The following is a 15,928-nucleotide window of genomic DNA, read 5'->3' on the forward strand; positions in this document are numbered from 1 at the left end:
CTGCGCAGTGCACGATCTCGGCTCGCAAGCTTCGCCGAGCGCCGGGCGTCTCCCCACCGGACCCGCAACACCGGAAAGGCGGCAACTGAGTGGCACCCAGACTCAGCGATTTCGTAAAGGCCTACGACGTGCGCGGACTTGTCGGTTCGCAGCTCACACCCGAGGTCATGGAAGCCATCGGTGCGGCCGCAGTGGCCGTCACCGGGGAGCGGACCTGGGCTGTCGGGCACGACATGCGCGACTCCGGCCCCGGCTTCGCCGAAGCCTTCGCGCGCGGCGCGACCAAGGCCGGCGCGGACGTCATCGAGGCCGGGCTCTGCTCGACCGACATGGTCTACTTCATCGCCGGCCAGCGCGATGTCGCCGGCGCGATGTTCACCGCCAGCCACAACCCGGCCGAATACAACGGCCTGAAGATGTGCCTCCCCGGGGCCCGCCCGATCGGCCTCGACACCGGTCTGGCGGACATCCGCGACAAGGCCCAGGCGATCCTCGACGGCGAGCCCGCACCTGAGGCGGACGCACCCGGAACGGTCACGCGCGAGGACTTCCTCGCGTCCTACGCCGCGTACATGCGCGAGCTCGTGGACCTCTCGGGCATCCGCCCGCTCAAGATCGTGGTCGACGCGGGCAACGGCATGGGCGGCCACACCGTCCCCGCCGTCCTGGGCGACCAGCTCCTCGCCGCGCTGCCGCTGGAGATCGACGAGCTGTACTTCGAGCTCGACGGCACCTTCCCCAACCACGAGGCGAACCCGCTGGAGCCGGCGAACATCGTCGACCTCCAGGCCCGCGTCCGGGAAGTGGGCGCCGACCTCGGCCTGGCCTTCGACGGCGACGCCGACCGTTGCTTCGTCGTGGACGCTGACGGCGAGCCCGTCACCCCCTCGGCGATCACCGCGCTCATCGCCACCCGCGAGCTGGCCAAGCACCCCGGCAGCGCTGTCTGCCACAACCTCATTACCTCGAAGGCCGTCCCCGAGATCATCGCCGAGCACGGCGGCCGGCCGCTGCGCACCCGCGTCGGCCACTCCTACATCAAGGCCGTCATGGCCGATGAGGACGCGGTCTTCGGCGGGGAGCACTCCGGGCACTACTACTTTCGGGACTTCTGGTTCGCCGACACGGGCATGCTCGCCGCGCTGCACGTCCTGGCCGCCGTCGGCGAAGGCGACCGCAGCGCCTCGGATCTCGCGAACGAGTTCGTGCGCTACACGCCCTCCGGCGAGATCAACTCGAAGGTCGCCGACCCGCACGCGAAGATCGAAGAGGTCGCCGCGCAGTACGCTGCGCGAGAAGGCGTCACGACGGACCGCCTGGACGGCCTCACGATCATGCTCGAAGACGGCTCGTGGGCCAACCTGCGCCCGTCCAACACCGAACCGCTGCTGCGCCTCAACGCCGAGGGCCCCGACCAGGCGTCCATGGAGCGGCTGCGGGACGACATCCTCCGCACCGTAAGGAACTAGCCCATGCCCGCCACCGCGCCCAAGCCAGTGCTCCTCGAACTGCTGCGCTGCCCTGAGCCCCACCACGCCCCGCTCTCGTACGACCGCGAGGCGAACGCGCTCACCTGCTCGGAGTGCGCCAAGGTCTTCCGCGTCGAGGACGGCATCCCCGTGATGCTCCTCGACGGCCCGGAGTAGCCCGCACCCGCCTTCCGGGGCAGTGCGGAAGCACCGCGGCGACGCCGGCGAGCCGCACCCGAGCACCGCGGCGGCGCCTGCAGACCGCACGTGAGTACCGCGGCGAGACGTGCGCGCCGCACCCGAGTACCGTCCGGCAACGAAGCGAACCGCCCAGGGCCGCAGGCCAAGGAGGAGTACAGCATGGGTCTTGAGGACGACGGCCTCGCCGGGATCACCGGCGACCGGCTCCCCGACGAGCGACGTATCGAAGGCGACCTGAGCGAGTCGATCCGGCCCGGCGGCGCCCTGTGGGCGCTCGCCTCGGCCGGGCCGCAGCTGCGCGAATCGGCCGCGCTCGCCGCCGACGCCGGCCTCACCGCGCTCGCCGAGGAGGGCCGCCCCCGGGCGGTCGTCGTCGCGGGCGTCGGCACCGCCGCGCGCACCGGCGACATCCTCGCCACCGTGGCCGGCCCCCGCTGCCCCGTGCCGATCCTGGGGCACCGGTCCGCCGGCGTCCCCGGCTGGGTCGGCGCGGCCGACGTGGTCATCGCCGTCTCGGCTTCAGGGCGCAGCCCGGAGGCGCTCGCCGCCGCCGAGGCCGCCGCCCGCCGCGGCGCGCGCCTGGTCGCCATCGGCGCCCCCGACTCGGAGCTGCAGGCCCTCGCCGAGCGCGCCCGCGCCTCGTTCGTGGCCGTGCCGCGCCGCGCCCCCGCGCGCCTGAGCCTGTGGGCGCTCACCGTCCCGGTCCTCATGGCCGCCAGGGAACTCGGGCTCGTGAACCTCGTGGAGGCCGACATCGCCGAGACGGCGCGGCGCCTCGACGAGGACGCCGAGCGCTGCCGCCCCGACGCCGACGCGTACGTGAACCCGGCGAAGGAACTGGCGATGAACCTGGCCGGGTCGATCCCCGTGGTGTGGGGTTCGAGCCCGCTCGCGGGCGTCGCGGCCCGCCGCTTCGGCGACATGCTCGCCGCGAACTCCCGCTACCCGGTGGTCTCCGGTGAGCTCGGCGAGGTCGGCCGCGGTCGCGTGGGCCTCCTCGACGGCGTGTTCGGCTCGCTCGCCGAGGGTCAGACGGACATCTTCGCCGACCCCGAGGACTCCGAGCTCACCCGCCTGCGGATCGTGCTCATGCGCGACGACGGCCTCGACGGCGACGACACCGGCCCCATGCCGGACGTGCGCCGGGCCGAAGCCGTCGCCGACCTGGCCTCCCGCCGCGGCGTCCGCTGCGACGTGCTCCCCGCCGAGGGCGGCTGCTCGCTCGAGCGGCTCGCCTCCCTCATCGCCGTCCCCGACTTCGCGTCGGTGTACCTGGCGCTCGCCCACGGCCTCGACCCGATGCGCGTCCCGGCCGTCTCCGAGATGAAGGACGCCACCCTCGGATCGGATTAGCGGTTCAGCAAGGGCTGCAACGCTTGCAAGGCCGCGGACGGCATCGTCGTCCGCGGCCTTCCGCGTCCCGTGCCCGGACGGGCCGGGGTGGCGGGCCGCGCGGGCCGAACCGTTAGAGTTGAGGCCTTCAACCCGAACAGTGAGGAGCGGCGGTGCAGGGGCTCTACGGTGTCATCCGCAACTACGCGTGGGGATCGCAAGTCGACATCGCCCAGTTGCAAGGCCGGGAGGTGCCCGCCGACCTCCCCGAAGCCGAGGAATGGCTCGGCGCCCACCACAGCGCCCCCTCGACCCTCCACGACGGCCGCCCCCTGGACGACGCCATCGCCTCCGCGCCCGCCGAGATGCTCGGCCGGCGCGCGCTCGACCGCTTCGGCCCGAAGCTGCCGTTCCTGCTGAAGCTGCTCGCGGCCGGGAAGCCCCTGTCGCTCCAGGCGCACCCGAACCTGCGCCAGGCCAACTCGGGCCACCAGCGCGAGATGCGCATCGGCATCGACATGGCCTACCGCAACTACGTGGACGACAACCACAAGCCCGAACTCCTGGTGGCGCTCACCGAGTTCCGCGCGATGTGCGGCTTCCGCGACCCGCTCGCGGCCGCCGCGGACATCGAGGCGCTCGGCGTCCCCGAGCTCGCGGCGCTGTGCGCGACCCTGCGCGACCCGAAGGCCGGCCTGCGCCGGGCCGTCCCGGACCTGCTGGGGCTCGGGCGCGAGGAGTGCCGGGGCATCATCGACGCCGCCGCGAAGGCCGCCGCCGAGCTGGCGACCGCAGACGCAGCCGACCTTGTGAACCTGGCCCGCTCCTACCCCGACGACCCCGGCGTCCTGGTCAGCCTGCTGCTCAACCACATCACGCTCCAGCCGGGCGAGGCCGTGTACATGCCCGCGGGGAACCTGCACGCCTACCTCAAGGGGTTCGGCGTGGAGATCATGGCCGCGAGCGACAACGTGCTGCGCGGCGGCCTCACGAACAAGCGCGTGGACGTGCCCGAGCTGCTGCGGGTGCTGGACTTCAACGCGATCGACGAGCCCCGGGCGATCGCCGAGGACGCCGGTCCGGTGCGCTCGTGGCCGGTCCCGATCGAGGACTTCGCGCTGCGGCGCGTCGAACTCACGGGCGACCCGGTCCGGATCGAGGTCGACGGCCCGCGGATCTGCCTGAGCACGGGCGGCAGCGTCACGGTCGCGGACGACCAGGGCGAGGTGGCCCTCTCCCCCGGCCGCGCGGCGTTCTCGCCGGGCACGGCCGGACCGGTCACCGCGAGCGGGAACGGCGAGCTGTTCATCGCCAGCGCGTAACCCCCGAAGCGAAAGACCGGCCCCGGCGTGCTCCGCCGGGGCCGGTTCCCATCGCACTGCGCCGCGGAATGACGCGGGCATCTCGCGTACTAGAGCTTCTTCTGCACGTCCAGGTCGCGGCACAGGGCCCGGTAGCCCATGGCCTCGTTGATCGCGATCATGTGGTCGTTGACCTCGGCGTTCCACGTGTGGATGTAGCGGATCTGCGGGCGGTACCTGCGCAGCAGCCGCTGGTTGGCGATCTTGAGGATCACGCCGAGGCGGTGGCCGCGGTGCTTCTCCTCGACGATCGTGTCCTCCTGCCAGGCGTGCAGCTCCTCGCCGGGGACGGTGCCGAGGCCCGACATGCCGGCGACCTCGCCGGATTCGACGTGGACCACGGCGGTGATGAACCGGGCCTGGCCGCGTTCGGCGGTCGTCCACTCGAGGTTGCGGATGCGCGCGGCGTCGTACACCGCGGGCCGGATGTCGAGCTCTTCGCCCATGGGCGGGTCGGTGTACATGCGCTCGTTGAGCGCCGCGTAGTCGTCGATGACCTCGTCGGGGCAGCGGTCGGTCCACTGCACCAGCTCGTATCCGGCGGCCTTCTGCCAGGCGTCGGCGTAGAGCTTCCCGAGTTCGTCGTCGCCGACGAGGGTGAGGTCGTTGCGGCGGTGGATCTCCTGGTCGACGGTCTTGTAGCCGCGGGCCTTCGCGAAGTGCTGGCCGGAGTGGTCGAACCGCGGGCCGTCGTCGAGGGAGTCGACGGCGAAGGCGAGGATCGTGTCCCGGCCGAGCTCGGCGGCCCGCTGCTCGGTGAACTCCAGGAGCGCGGTGCCGATGCCTTCGCGGCGGCGGTCGGGGCGGACGTCGAGTTCCAGCTCCAGGAGGTGCTGGTTGTCCTGGTTCGGCATCGAGTACTGGAGGGAGCCGAGGACTTCGCCGTCCTGGACGGCCACGTACCGTTCGACGTTCAGCGAGTCGGGCCACAGCAGGAGCCGCAGGCGCTGGAAGGCGGGGCTCGGCAGGGGCTCGCCGGGCTGGTCGTGTTCGACGGCGGCGCGCTGGGCGCGGATCCAGCCGTTGACCAGGTCGCGGTTCAACGGGTCGATCGGGACGATGCGAAGGTCAGGGTTGCTCACGCACTGACCTTCCCGCAGATCGGGACGGCTCGCAAACGAATTTCATGATATCGCTTGCCAATTGGGTGAAAAATGTGCCGGGCGGCCACCCCAGACCGCCCGGCACTCCCCCCGGTTTGGTATTCCCCGGCGTCTCAGTGAAGGTTCCGGACCCTGTGGGCCCTCCCGCATCTCCGTGACGCTGTGTATCTGCAATATTACCCACAGCCTCCGCAGTGTCAAGCAGAAACACGCGTTGCTGGAAACTTTTTTTCCGCGGCGCCCGGCCGACAGTGCTCCAGGCAGCCGCCGCAGTGGCGTTCTTCAGGTCTTCCAGGCGCGGCGCGTAGCATTTCCGCCATGACGAACACGCTGCGTGCCGACGACTACAAGGTTGCCGACCTCAAGCTGGCCGACTTCGGCCGCCATGAGATCCGCCTGGCCGAACACGAGATGCCCGGCCTCATGGCCCTGCGCGAGCGTTACGGCGCGTCCCGCCCGCTGGAGGGTGCCCGCATCACCGGGTCCCTACACATGACGATCCAGACCGCCGTCCTCATCGAGACGCTCACGGCGCTCGGCGCCGAGGTCCGCTGGGCCTCGTGCAACATCTTCTCCACTCAGGACCACGCCGCCGCCGCGATCGCGGTCGGCCCCGCGGGCACCGTGGAAGCGCCGCAGGGCGTCCCGGTGTTCGCCTGGAAGGGCGAGACCCTCGAGGAGTACTGGTGGTGCACCGAGCGCGCCCTCGACTGGGGCGGCGAGGAGCCGAACCTGATCCTCGACGACGGCGGCGACGCCACGATGCTCGTGGTCAACGGCGCCCGGTACGAGGCCGAGGGGGTCGTGCCCGACCTGTCCACCGCCGAGAGCGAGGAAGAGGGCGTCGTGCTGGCGCTGCTCGCCCGCTCCATCAAGGAGGACCCCCAGCGCTACTCCCGCAAGTCCGCCGCGGTCAAGGGCGTCACCGAGGAGACCACGACGGGCGTGCACCGCCTCTACGAGCTCGAGCGCGAAGGCCGCCTGCCGTTCCCGGCGATCAACGTCAACGACTCGGTGACCAAGTCGAAGTTCGACAACAAGTACGGCGTGCGCCACTCGCTGGTCGACGGCATCAACCGCGCCACCGACGTGCTCATCGGCGGCAAGGTCGCCCTGGTCTGCGGCTACGGCGACGTCGGCAAGGGCTCGGCGGAGTCGCTGCGCGGGCAGGGCGCGCGCGTCATCGTCACCGAGGTCGACCCGATCTGCGCGCTGCAGGCGGCGATGGACGGCTACGAGGTGCTGACGATCGAGGACGCGGTCGGGTACGCCGACATCTTCGTCACCACCACCGGCAACCGCGACATCATCACGATCGACCACATGCGCCGCATGAAGCACCAGGCGATCGTCGGCAACATCGGCCACTTCGACAACGAGATCGACATGGCCGGCCTCGCCGCCGAGCCGGGGATCAAGAAGCTCGAGGTCAAGCCGCAGGTGCACGAGTGGCAGTTCGCGGACGGGCACTCGATCATCGTGCTCAGCGAGGGCCGCCTCCTCAACCTGGGCAACGCGACCGGCCACCCGAGCTTCGTGATGAGCAACAGCTTCACGAACCAGGTGCTCGCCCAGATCGAGCTGCACACGCGCCTCGCCGAGTACCCGGTCGGCGTCTACACGCTGCCGAAGAAGCTCGACGAGGAGGTCGCGCGCCTGCACCTCGACGCGCTCGGCGTCAAGCTGACGACCCTCTCGAAGAAGCAGGCCGACTACATCGGCGTCCCGGTCGAAGGCCCGTACAAGCCCGACCACTACCGGTACTAGCCGACAGGATCGACGATTCCGGCCCGGGCCCTTCGGCCCGGGCCGTTTCGCGCGGCCTCGGATCCAGGCCTCAGATCACGGCCTTCATGATCACCGGGCGGGCGATCTTGGCGATCTGCTCGACGATCGCGACGCCTTTGCTCTGGCTGGGGGCCTTGCTGGTCATGATGGACATCTTGACGGGGCGCTTGTTCGGGATGTTGATGACGCCGACCGAGTGCACGACCCACAGTCCGCCGAGCGAGGTGCGGGTGTCCCAGCCGTTCTTGAGCCACACCGTGTCGCTCGAGTTCGCGGCGCCCGAGACGCCCCAGTCCTGGGAGTCGATGACACTCCCCATGAGGCTCCGCGCGTAGTCCGCCTTCTCGGCGGTGAGCCGTCCGGTGTAGAGCAGGTTGTCCACGACCTTGAGCTGGTCGGTGACGGTGGTGGTGGTCAGCCCCCAGCGGCAGTCCGAGGAGGCTCTGGTGCTCGTGAGGCCGTAGCGCACGTGGGCCGCGGCGAGCGCGTCGCAGCCGCCCAGGAAGTTGTACAGCTTCGTGGTGGAGTCGTTGTGCGACTGGGTGATCATCAGCCGCGCCCAGTCCTTCTTCTCGGCGGGAATCGCGCTGACGGTGCCGTACTTCTCCAGCAGCATCAGCAGGATCTCCATCTTGACGACGGAGGCGGTGTCGTGGACCCGGCTCTTGTTGTAGACGGCACGGCGGTTGCCCCGCGAGACCGCGACGGAGGCGTAGGTCGCCGTCCCCGTGGTGCCCAGGTAGGCCTTGACCTTGGTGGCGAGTTCGGCCGAGAGTTCGGCGTCGGTGGGGCCGGTCTGCGCGGCGGCGATGGTCGCGCCGTACAGGGCGGTGCCGCCCGCGAGGGCTACGGCGGCCGGGATGCCGGCGCGGAGGAGGAGCCGGCGGGAGGGCTTGAAGGCCGGTCGTTCAGGGGTGTGAAGGGTCATAGCGCAAGAGTATGAAACCGCCTCACTACCCGTGGAGGCCGGTGGCCCCCACCGCGTCCGCGGCGGCCGGGAACCGCGACGGGCGCCCGGCCGGGGCCGGGCGCCCGTCGACTTCGCTTGCGCCGCAGAGTGACGGCTAGTCGATCTCGATGACGTCGCGGGCGATCTTGGCGATCTCCTCCACGATCGGGATGCCCTCGACGTCGTCGACGGCGCCGCTGGTGAGGACGGCGAGCTTGACCGGGGCGTCGCCCTCGCCGTCGAGGACGCCGATGGAGTTGACGACCCAGAGGCCGTCGAGCTGCGATTCGACGTCCCAGCCGTTCTTGAGCCAGACCGTCTCGCCTTCCCTGGCGGCGGCCGAGATGCCCCAGGCCTGCTCCTCGATCACGGCGCCCATGAGCTCGCGGCCGAGGTCGACCTGCTCCTCGTTGAGGACGCCGGAGGCGGCGAAGAGGTTGATGTCGGTGATCCTGAGCTGGTCGGGTGCGCTGGACCAGCCGACGCCCCAGCGCCCTTGCGAGTCCACTGTGGTGTTCGTGAGGCCGAAGCGCTCGTGGGCGGCCGCGAGGGCCGGGGCGCCGCCGAGGTAGTTGTAGAGGGTGGTCGCCGCGTCGTTGTCGGACTCGGTGATCATGAGCTGCAGTGCTTCGAGCTGGTCGGCGGGGATGGCGTCGACCGAGCCCCAGTACTGCTGGACCATCGCGAGGATCTCCACTTTGACGATGGAGGCGGTGATGTGGGTCTGCTCGGCGTTGTATTCGAGGCGCAGTTCGCCGCGTTCGACGGCGACGGAGGCCTCGACGGCGGTGCCGGTGCCCGCCAGGTACTCGTCGATCCGGGTCTTGAGGTCGGCTTCGAGGTCCTCGCGGGACGGGCCGAAGATCCCGGTCCCGTCTTCCGCTGCGTTCGCGGCGACCGTGGCTACGGCGCCGCCGCCCACGAGGACGGCCGCGGCGGGCACGCCGATCCGCAGCAGGTTGCGGCGGGTGGGGGTGAGGCGTCGAGAGAATGGTTCGCTTTTGCGGATCATCCTTGCGAGGGTACGGAACCGGTCAAGCGAGAGTCAATGCCTCTCATCGGTATTCGTTGCGCGACAGGGGTTCGATATCTCATATCCGGCCGAGGCAACCGAACGGTGCGTTCGCGGACACGGGAAAGGGCGTACGGCCGTTGGCCGCACGCCCTTCGATCCTGTCGTCTTGCTTGCGCCCCTTAGTAGGTGGGCAGGCTCGGGTCGACCTGGTTGATCCAGCTGAGCACGCCGCCCTGGACGTGCACGGCGTTCTTCAGGCCGGCGGCCTTGGCCGCGGCCAGCGCCTCGGCCGAGCGGACGCCCGCCTTGCAGTAGAACACGGCCTGCCGCTCGGTCGGCAGATCGGCGAGCGCGGCACCGGAGACGATGTCGCCCTTGGGGATCAGCCGGGAGCCGGGGATGCGCACGATCTCGTACTCGGCGGGCTCGCGCACGTCGATGAGGTCGATGTCGCGGCCCTCCTTGATCCACGCCTCGAGTTCACGGGCGGTGATGGTGGATCCGATGACGGCCTCCGCTGCTTCGTCGGTCACTGAACCGCAGAAATCCTCGTAGTCGATGAGCTCGGTGACCGTGGCGTTGGGGCCGCAGACCGCGCAGTTCGGGTCCTTGCGGACCTTGATCTTGCGGTAGGTCATCTCGAGCGCGTCGTAGACCATGAGCGAGCCGACGAGCGGGTCGCCGATGCCGGTGAGGAGCTTGATGGCCTCGGTGACCTGGATCGAGCCGATCGAGGCGCAGAGGACGCCGAGCACGCCGCCCTCGGCGCAGCTCGGGACCATGCCGGGCGGCGGGGGCTCGGGGTAGAGGCAGCGGTAGCACGGGCCCTGGTCGGCCCAGAAGACCGAGGCCTGGCCGTCGAAGCGGTAGATCGAGCCCCACACGTACGGCTTGCCGAGCAGCACGGCCGCGTCGTTGACCATGTAGCGGGTGGCGAAGTTGTCCGTGCCGTCGATGATGAGGTCGTACTGCCCGAAGATCTCGAACACGTTGTCGTTGTCGAGCACCGTGTTGTGGATGACGACGTCGACGTACGGGTTGATCTCGCGGATCGAGGCGGCGGCGGACTCGGACTTGGGGCGGCCGATGTCGGACTGGCCGTGGATGATCTGGCGCTGCAGGTTCGACTCGTCGACGGTGTCGAACTCGGCGATGCCGATCGTGCCGACTCCGGCTGCGGCCAGGTACATCAGGGCGGGGGACCCGAGGCCGCCCGCGCCCACACAGAGCACCTTGGCGTTCTTGAGTCGTTTCTGACCGTCCATGGCGACGTCGGGGATGATGAGGTGGCGCGAATAGCGGCGCACCTCGTCGACCGACAGCTCTGAGGCTGGTTCGACCAGCGGCGGCAAACTCATATGGTCAATAATGCATGTCCAAGGGCTGGATATTCCACCGGGAAGCCCGGTGTGCGGTTCTTCACGCGCATGGGACGCGATGTCCCGCATCTTGGAACGCCTCTGCCTGCGCTACTGGTCGACGAAGTCGTCCGGCGGGAGGTCCGGCCCGTTGTAGTCGCCCACGGGACCGGAGACGTAGGTCGTGCCGTCGGGGAAGGGCCAGGCGTTGCCGACGCAGCCCGCGAGCTGGTAGGTCTGCTGGGCCATCACCGGGGAGGTCTCGCCGTCGGCGGGGCAGACCTCGTGGCCGTGGCCGAGCCGGTGGCCCACCTCGTGGTTCACGGCGTACTGGCGGTAGGTGTCCAGGGTGCCGTCCCAGTGCTCGACGCCGGTGATCCACCGGGCCGAGTTGATGACGACGTTGTCGCCGTTGCGGCACGACACCGTCGTGTTCTGGGAGCCGCACAGGTACGCGCGCTGCTCGGGGCTGGCGAGGTAGACCGTGAAGTCGGCCCCGGCGCCCTCGGCGACCTGCTGGAAGCGCCAGGCGCCGCCGGCGGTCCAGGAGCGGGAGTCGGCGAGGGTCGCGTTGACGAACGCGCCGAACTCGGCCGCGTCGAGCTCGAGGCCGTCCTCCACCGCCACGTCGTACTGGAGGAGGGTGCCGGCGTCGCCGACGACCGCGTCGCTCACGGGCGCGGCGTAGGTCCAGGTTCCGGTGCCGGAGAAGTACAGCGGCGGCGTGAAGGCGACTTCCGCTTCCGGCGAGGGCGAGGCCGATGCGGACGGGACGGGGTCGGCGACCGTGGTCGGCGCGATCCGCTCCTCCTCGTCGAGCGCCTGGGGCTTCTCGGAGTCGGTGGCGCCGAGCGCGAAGTACAGGCCGGCGCCGGCCGTGAGGACGAGGATGGCGAGGAATACGAAACGGCGCCGCCGGCGGAGCCTGCGGATGCGTTTGAGCCGTGCCAGCCGTCCCTCAGTCACCTGCCGAGTCTAAGACAGACGGAGCCGCGCGGGGCCGACACCTGAGGTTCCTGTGGCCCGGTTCCTGTTCACAATACGGACAAAGCATTGTCGGTCGGGTCCAAAGCTTGTCGGGCCTCATCGAACATCGCGGCCATCGCGCGGGCCACGGCCTGCGGGCGCTCCATCATCGCCACGTGCCCGGTCCGGTCGAGGATGAGCAGCCGCGAGTCCGGGATCGCGAGGGCGGCCGGCGGCGCCTGGCGCACGTCGATCACCCGGTCCTGCTTGCCCCACACCACCAGGGCCGGGCACTCGATCGTCCGGGCGAGCCGCCACAGCGAGTGCGTGCCGGGCACGAACGCCTGGAAGAACGAGGCCATGAGGCCCCGGTACGTCTGGATGTACGCGCGCGAGTTCCACGGGGTCGCGAGGCGGCGGCGGGCCTCGGCGAGGGCCTCGCGGCGGCGCTGCGGATGGACCGAGGAAGGGTCGGCCCAGGTGCCGAGGAAGATGTCGTCCACGACCTGCTCGGGCGTGCGCGCCTTCATCGCGCGGTCGGCGAACCAGGCCATGCGCGGAAGGACGAGCATCGGCACGTAGCGCGACTGGTGCGAGCGGCGCGGGTTCGCGAACGGCATCGCGGGCGAGATCAGCGTCAGCGTCCGCACGAGGTTCGGGCGGGTCGCCGCCAGGTAGACCGAGACGGCCCCGCCGAGCGAATGGCCCGCCAGGTGTACCGGGGCGCGGCCGGACTCGACGATCCACGCCGCCACGTCCTGCGCCAGCAGCGGCACGGTGACGCGCGGGGCCGGGGCCGAGTGCCCGAAACCGGGCAGGTCGATCGCATCGACCGCGAGGTGGTCCGAGAGCGCGTCCGCGAGGTCCGTCCAGTTCTGGGCGGACCCGCCGAGCCCGTGCACGAACACGGCGGGCTCGGCGTTCGGCGCCGTCGGCGGCGTGTGCCTGATGAAGAGGCGACGGCGGCTGAGCTGGTGCTCGACCCCGGGAAACGGCGGGTGGGGGCGGGTCGGATTGCGAACCCCGCCCGCCTCGGCCAGCCGTGCCCGTTTCATGTGACCTAGTGTGTCACTTCACCAGCCAGCGCGCCCAAAGTAGCCGAAACGACCGCGCGGGAGCGTTCGGCGGTGACCACCGAGGCGCCCGAGAGGCGGCGGACGGAGCGGCCGTCGAGCCAGAGGATGACCACGACGGCGGTCTTCACCGGCCCGGTGGGGACGATCGAGGCGTGCTCGACCTCGACCCGCACGTCGTTCGCGCCCAGGCGCGGACGCAGGGCCTCGACCGTGGCCGCCGCCGCCGCGTGCTGGATGTGCCAGTCGATCGGCGGCACCGCGACCTTGCCGGTGGACTCGGCGTCGCCCAGCGCGAGCGTCACGCTGACCTCGGCTTCGAGCCCGGCGGACTCGATCTCGACGCGGCGCAGCTCGACCGGTCCGACCTTCGCGACCTCGATCTCGGCGGACGGGGACTCGACCTGGTCGTGGACCTCCGGCTCGTCGGCCGTCTGCGGGCCGGGCTCGACGGCGCGCTGCTCGGCGACGACGGCCGAGACGACCGCGTGGACCTCATCGGGGTCGACGCCGTCCTCGAGCTCGAGGCGCAGGCTGGAGTTGCCGTCGGGGGCGGTCACGTGGAACGCGTCGCGGACGCCGGGGACCTGGCGCACCGCGTCGACCAAGCGCGCGGACTCGGGGTCGTTCACGTCTTTCTCCACGGTCGCGGGAGGAGTGGGCTCGGCGAACGGCGGGCGGTTCGACGGCAGCGTGCGCAGCGGGGCCTGCTCGGTGACCGGCGGGCTCGGGACCGCCGCGGGCGAGACCTCGGTGACCGGCGGCTGGGGCTGCACGATCGGGAACTGCTCGGTCTGCTGCTCCGCGTTGGAGAGCGAGCGCGGCAGCGGGCCCGGCGCGCTCGGCGTCTGCGGTCCGGCCTGCTGCGGCACCTCGATAGGGCCGGTGTGCTGCTGCGGCCCGGGGGGCTGGAGCGGCGGGGGCGCGGTCTGGTCCTGCGGCGCCTCGATCGCCTCGGGGTGCTGCGGGGTGGCCGGCTGCGGGCTGTACTCCTGGGCCGGGGCCGAACCGTTGGCGCTCGGCGCACCGTACTCGCGGTTCGCGCCGGGCGCGAACTCCTGGTTCACGCCCGGAGGGGCGGCGAAGTCCTGGTGCTGCGGGCCGCTGTACTCCTGGTTGTGCTGCTGCTGCGCGCTGAACTCCTGGTTCGCGGGCGGGCCGAACTGGGGATTCGCGGGCGGCGCGCTCGGCATGGCCTGGCGCGGGGCGCTGTAGAACTGCTGCGCGTGGGCGTTCTGGTCCTGCACGCCGTACTCCTGCTGGTGGTTCGCGGGTGCGGAGCCGTTCGCGCTGGGCGGGGCGAACTCCTGGTTCGGCTGCGGCGGGCCCGGGTTCTGGTGATGCTGCGGGGCCGCGTAGTCGCCGGACATGGGCGGGGCGCTGTAACCGGGGTGCTGCTGCGGCGCGCCCTGCTCCTGCGGGGGCGGGCTGTACTCCTGGTTCTGGCCCGGCGCACCGTATTCCTGGTTGAAACCGGGCTGCGCGCCGTACTCCTGACCGGCACCGGGAGGCCCGTTGAAGTCCTGGTCGGGACCGGGCTGCGCGTTGTGCCCTTGGTTCGCGCCCTGCTGGGGGTTGTACTCCTGGTTCGCACCTTGCGGAGCGCTGAACTCTTGGCCCGCGCCGGGCGGAGCGAACTGCTGCTGCTCGCCTGGGAAGTGCTGGGGGGCTTGGGAATGCTGCGGGGCGGGCGGGATCGGCTCGAACTGCTCGCCGGGTGAAGGACGGCGGGTGGCCGGGACCATCGGGCCGGTCTCGGCGATCTCCACCGGCACGTTCGGCGACTGCCCGGTGGGGTCCTCGCTGTAGCGGTGGCGGCGCCCGCGGTCCGGATCGAACCGGTACTGCTCAGGCGACTGGCCCATCCCCTGCCGCGCCTCCTCGGCGGGCTCGGGAGCCTCCTCGGCGGGCGGTCCCCAAGACCTGCCGATGCGCCTGCGGGCGGGTCGTTCCTCCCCGCTCGGACGCTGCGGCTCATCCGGTCGGTTCTGGTCATGCACCACTAGACAACTCCTTCATATTCCCGCCCTCAAGGTACCGTGGCGTGCCCAGTGACTCGAACCCGCGTTTGTCGCCCCCGTACGCTGGGAGACTGTATTCAGGTTTCCGTAAACTTCATTCAGGTCGCAAGAGCGGGCCACTGACGGATGACCGACATGTGCCGAGGAGAGGTGCCCTGGTGAACAGCGCTGGTGAGGGCCGGGTCCGACTGCCCAGAAGCGAACGCCGGGCGCAGCTGCTGCGAGCCGCCCAGGACGTCTTCGTGTCCAAGGGGTACCACAGCACCTCCATGGACGACATCGCCGAGAACGCCGGGGTCTCCAAACCCGTGCTGTACCAGCACTTCACCTCGAAACTCGAGCTCTACCTGGCGCTGCTGGACGGGCGCGCGGCCGAACTCGTCGGCCAGGTCCGCCACGCCCTCGACTCCACTGAGGACAACAAGGAGCGGGTCAACCGCGCGATGCGGGCCTATTTCGAGTTCGTGGACGCGCAGGGCGAGGCGTTCCGGCTCGTCTTCGAGTCCGACCAGCGCAACGACCCCGAGGTCTCCGAGCGGGTGCTGAAGATGGAGGCCGACTGCGTGGCCGCCATGGCCGAGACCATCATGGGCGACACGCATGTCGACAAGGCCCGCGCCGAACTCCTCGCGACCGGCCTGCTCGGCATCGCCGAGATCTCGGCCCGGAAGTGGATCGCCTCCGGCCGCGCCATCCCCAAGGACGATGCCGTGCAGCTCATGAGCACGCTGGCCTGGCGCGGGATCTCCCACTTCCCGCGCGAAGGCGAAGCCGAGCAAGGGTAAGAAGAGGCACGGTCCGCGCGAAGGCGAAGCCGAGTAAGGGTAAGAAGAGGCACAGTCCGCGCGAAGGCGAAGCCGAGCAAGGGTGGAAACAGCGCAATCCGCGAGTCGGCGGAGCCGTTTTCCAGTGAATCGGAACGTTTTTCGTGAACCTGGCCACGTCCCCCGCGCGGTTTCGTTCGCTCTCGGCGCACTGCGCCGCGGCCGTCACGGGCGGGGCTCGCTAGTAGTCTTGCAACCGTAGAGACGTCACAGTATTTCGATTGAGGAGGGCCCGTGGAGGTCAAGATCGGTGTCCAATACGCCCCACGCGAACTGGTGTTGGAGAGCAAGCTGTCGCCGAAGGACCTGTCCGAGACGATCGAGCAGGCCGTGACGAACGGCGGCGTCCTCCGTCTCGAAGACGAAAAGGGCCGGCAGGTGTACATCCCCGCAGAGAAGATCGCTTACGTCGAGGTCGCTGCGACCAACTTGCGGTCGGTCGGCTTCGCCGTCGACAAGTAGTCGGAT

14 protein-coding genes are annotated in these 15,928 nt (G+C 70.5%); 7 read left to right on the plus strand and 7 right to left on the minus strand.

Going from position 1 to position 15,928, the window contains the following annotated elements:
- Nucleotides 1-89: 89 nt before the first annotated feature.
- From QWI33_RS11335 to manA, 4 genes are all read left to right on the plus strand, one after another.
- Nucleotides 90-1,469: a phosphomannomutase/phosphoglucomutase gene (locus tag QWI33_RS11335; protein WP_289957255.1), complete on the plus strand. Its 1,380-nt coding sequence runs from the start codon at nucleotides 90-92 to the stop codon at nucleotides 1,467-1,469.
- Between the two features lie 3 nt (nucleotides 1,470-1,472).
- Complete coding sequence (locus QWI33_RS11340) at nucleotides 1,473-1,646, plus strand: Trm112 family protein (protein ID WP_205326859.1); 174 nt, start codon at nucleotides 1,473-1,475, stop codon at nucleotides 1,644-1,646.
- A 183-nt stretch (nucleotides 1,647-1,829) separates the two neighbouring features.
- Complete coding sequence (locus QWI33_RS11345; protein WP_289957258.1) at nucleotides 1,830-3,023, plus strand: SIS domain-containing protein; 1,194 nt, start codon at nucleotides 1,830-1,832, stop codon at nucleotides 3,021-3,023.
- A 152-nt stretch (nucleotides 3,024-3,175) separates the two neighbouring features.
- Nucleotides 3,176-4,324, plus strand: a complete 1,149-nt coding sequence (gene manA / locus QWI33_RS11350) for a mannose-6-phosphate isomerase, class I (protein WP_289957259.1) — start codon at nucleotides 3,176-3,178, stop codon at nucleotides 4,322-4,324.
- Nucleotides 4,325-4,413: 89 nt separating this feature from the next.
- Here manA and QWI33_RS11355 read toward each other — a convergent pair whose 3' ends face one another.
- The gene (locus QWI33_RS11355; RefSeq protein WP_289957261.1) at nucleotides 4,414-5,445 is read right to left on the minus strand and encodes a GNAT family N-acetyltransferase; all 1,032 of its coding nucleotides are present in this window, start codon (nucleotides 5,443-5,445) and stop codon (nucleotides 4,414-4,416) included.
- 339 nt (nucleotides 5,446-5,784) lie between these two features.
- On the opposite strand from QWI33_RS11355, the gene ahcY reads away from it, so the two are divergent.
- Nucleotides 5,785-7,233: an adenosylhomocysteinase gene (ahcY, locus tag QWI33_RS11360; RefSeq protein ID WP_289957263.1), complete on the plus strand. Its 1,449-nt coding sequence runs from the start codon at nucleotides 5,785-5,787 to the stop codon at nucleotides 7,231-7,233.
- 70 nt (nucleotides 7,234-7,303) lie between these two features.
- On the opposite strand, the gene QWI33_RS11365 is transcribed toward ahcY, so the two are convergent.
- The 6 genes from QWI33_RS11365 to QWI33_RS11390 form a co-directional block, all read right to left on the minus strand.
- Nucleotides 7,304-8,182, minus strand: coding sequence for a serine hydrolase (locus tag QWI33_RS11365; RefSeq protein WP_289957264.1), 879 nt, complete (start codon nucleotides 8,180-8,182; stop codon nucleotides 7,304-7,306).
- A gap of 136 nt (nucleotides 8,183-8,318) precedes the next feature.
- The gene (locus QWI33_RS11370) at nucleotides 8,319-9,215 is read right to left on the minus strand and encodes a serine hydrolase (protein WP_289957265.1); all 897 of its coding nucleotides are present in this window, start codon (nucleotides 9,213-9,215) and stop codon (nucleotides 8,319-8,321) included.
- 182 nt (nucleotides 9,216-9,397) lie between these two features.
- The gene (moeZ, locus tag QWI33_RS11375; RefSeq protein WP_289957266.1) at nucleotides 9,398-10,576 is read right to left on the minus strand and encodes an adenylyltransferase/sulfurtransferase MoeZ; all 1,179 of its coding nucleotides are present in this window, start codon (nucleotides 10,574-10,576) and stop codon (nucleotides 9,398-9,400) included.
- A 111-nt stretch (nucleotides 10,577-10,687) separates the two neighbouring features.
- Nucleotides 10,688-11,542, minus strand: coding sequence for a DUF3152 domain-containing protein (locus tag QWI33_RS11380; protein ID WP_289957267.1), 855 nt, complete (start codon nucleotides 11,540-11,542; stop codon nucleotides 10,688-10,690).
- Between the two features lie 68 nt (nucleotides 11,543-11,610).
- Entirely contained in the window at nucleotides 11,611-12,597 is a 987-nt protein-coding gene (locus QWI33_RS11385) for an alpha/beta fold hydrolase (RefSeq protein ID WP_289957268.1), read from the minus strand.
- Between the two features lie 5 nt (nucleotides 12,598-12,602).
- Nucleotides 12,603-14,480 carry a hypothetical protein gene (locus QWI33_RS11390; RefSeq protein WP_289957269.1) on the minus strand — a complete coding sequence of 626 codons (1,878 nt, stop codon included), beginning with the start codon at nucleotides 14,478-14,480 and terminating at the stop codon, nucleotides 12,603-12,605.
- Between the two features lie 314 nt (nucleotides 14,481-14,794).
- Here QWI33_RS11390 and QWI33_RS11395 point away from each other — a divergent pair, with 314 nt between their 5' ends.
- Together QWI33_RS11395 and QWI33_RS11400 are read left to right on the plus strand one after the other, a co-directional pair.
- Nucleotides 14,795-15,421 carry a TetR/AcrR family transcriptional regulator gene (locus QWI33_RS11395; RefSeq protein ID WP_289957270.1) on the plus strand — a complete coding sequence of 209 codons (627 nt, stop codon included), beginning with the start codon at nucleotides 14,795-14,797 and terminating at the stop codon, nucleotides 15,419-15,421.
- A 273-nt stretch (nucleotides 15,422-15,694) separates the two neighbouring features.
- The gene (locus QWI33_RS11400; protein ID WP_289957271.1) at nucleotides 15,695-15,922 is read left to right on the plus strand and encodes a DUF3107 domain-containing protein; all 228 of its coding nucleotides are present in this window, start codon (nucleotides 15,695-15,697) and stop codon (nucleotides 15,920-15,922) included.
- Nucleotides 15,923-15,928: the final 6 nt, after the last annotated feature.

The organism is Glycomyces tritici (assembly GCF_030403505.1).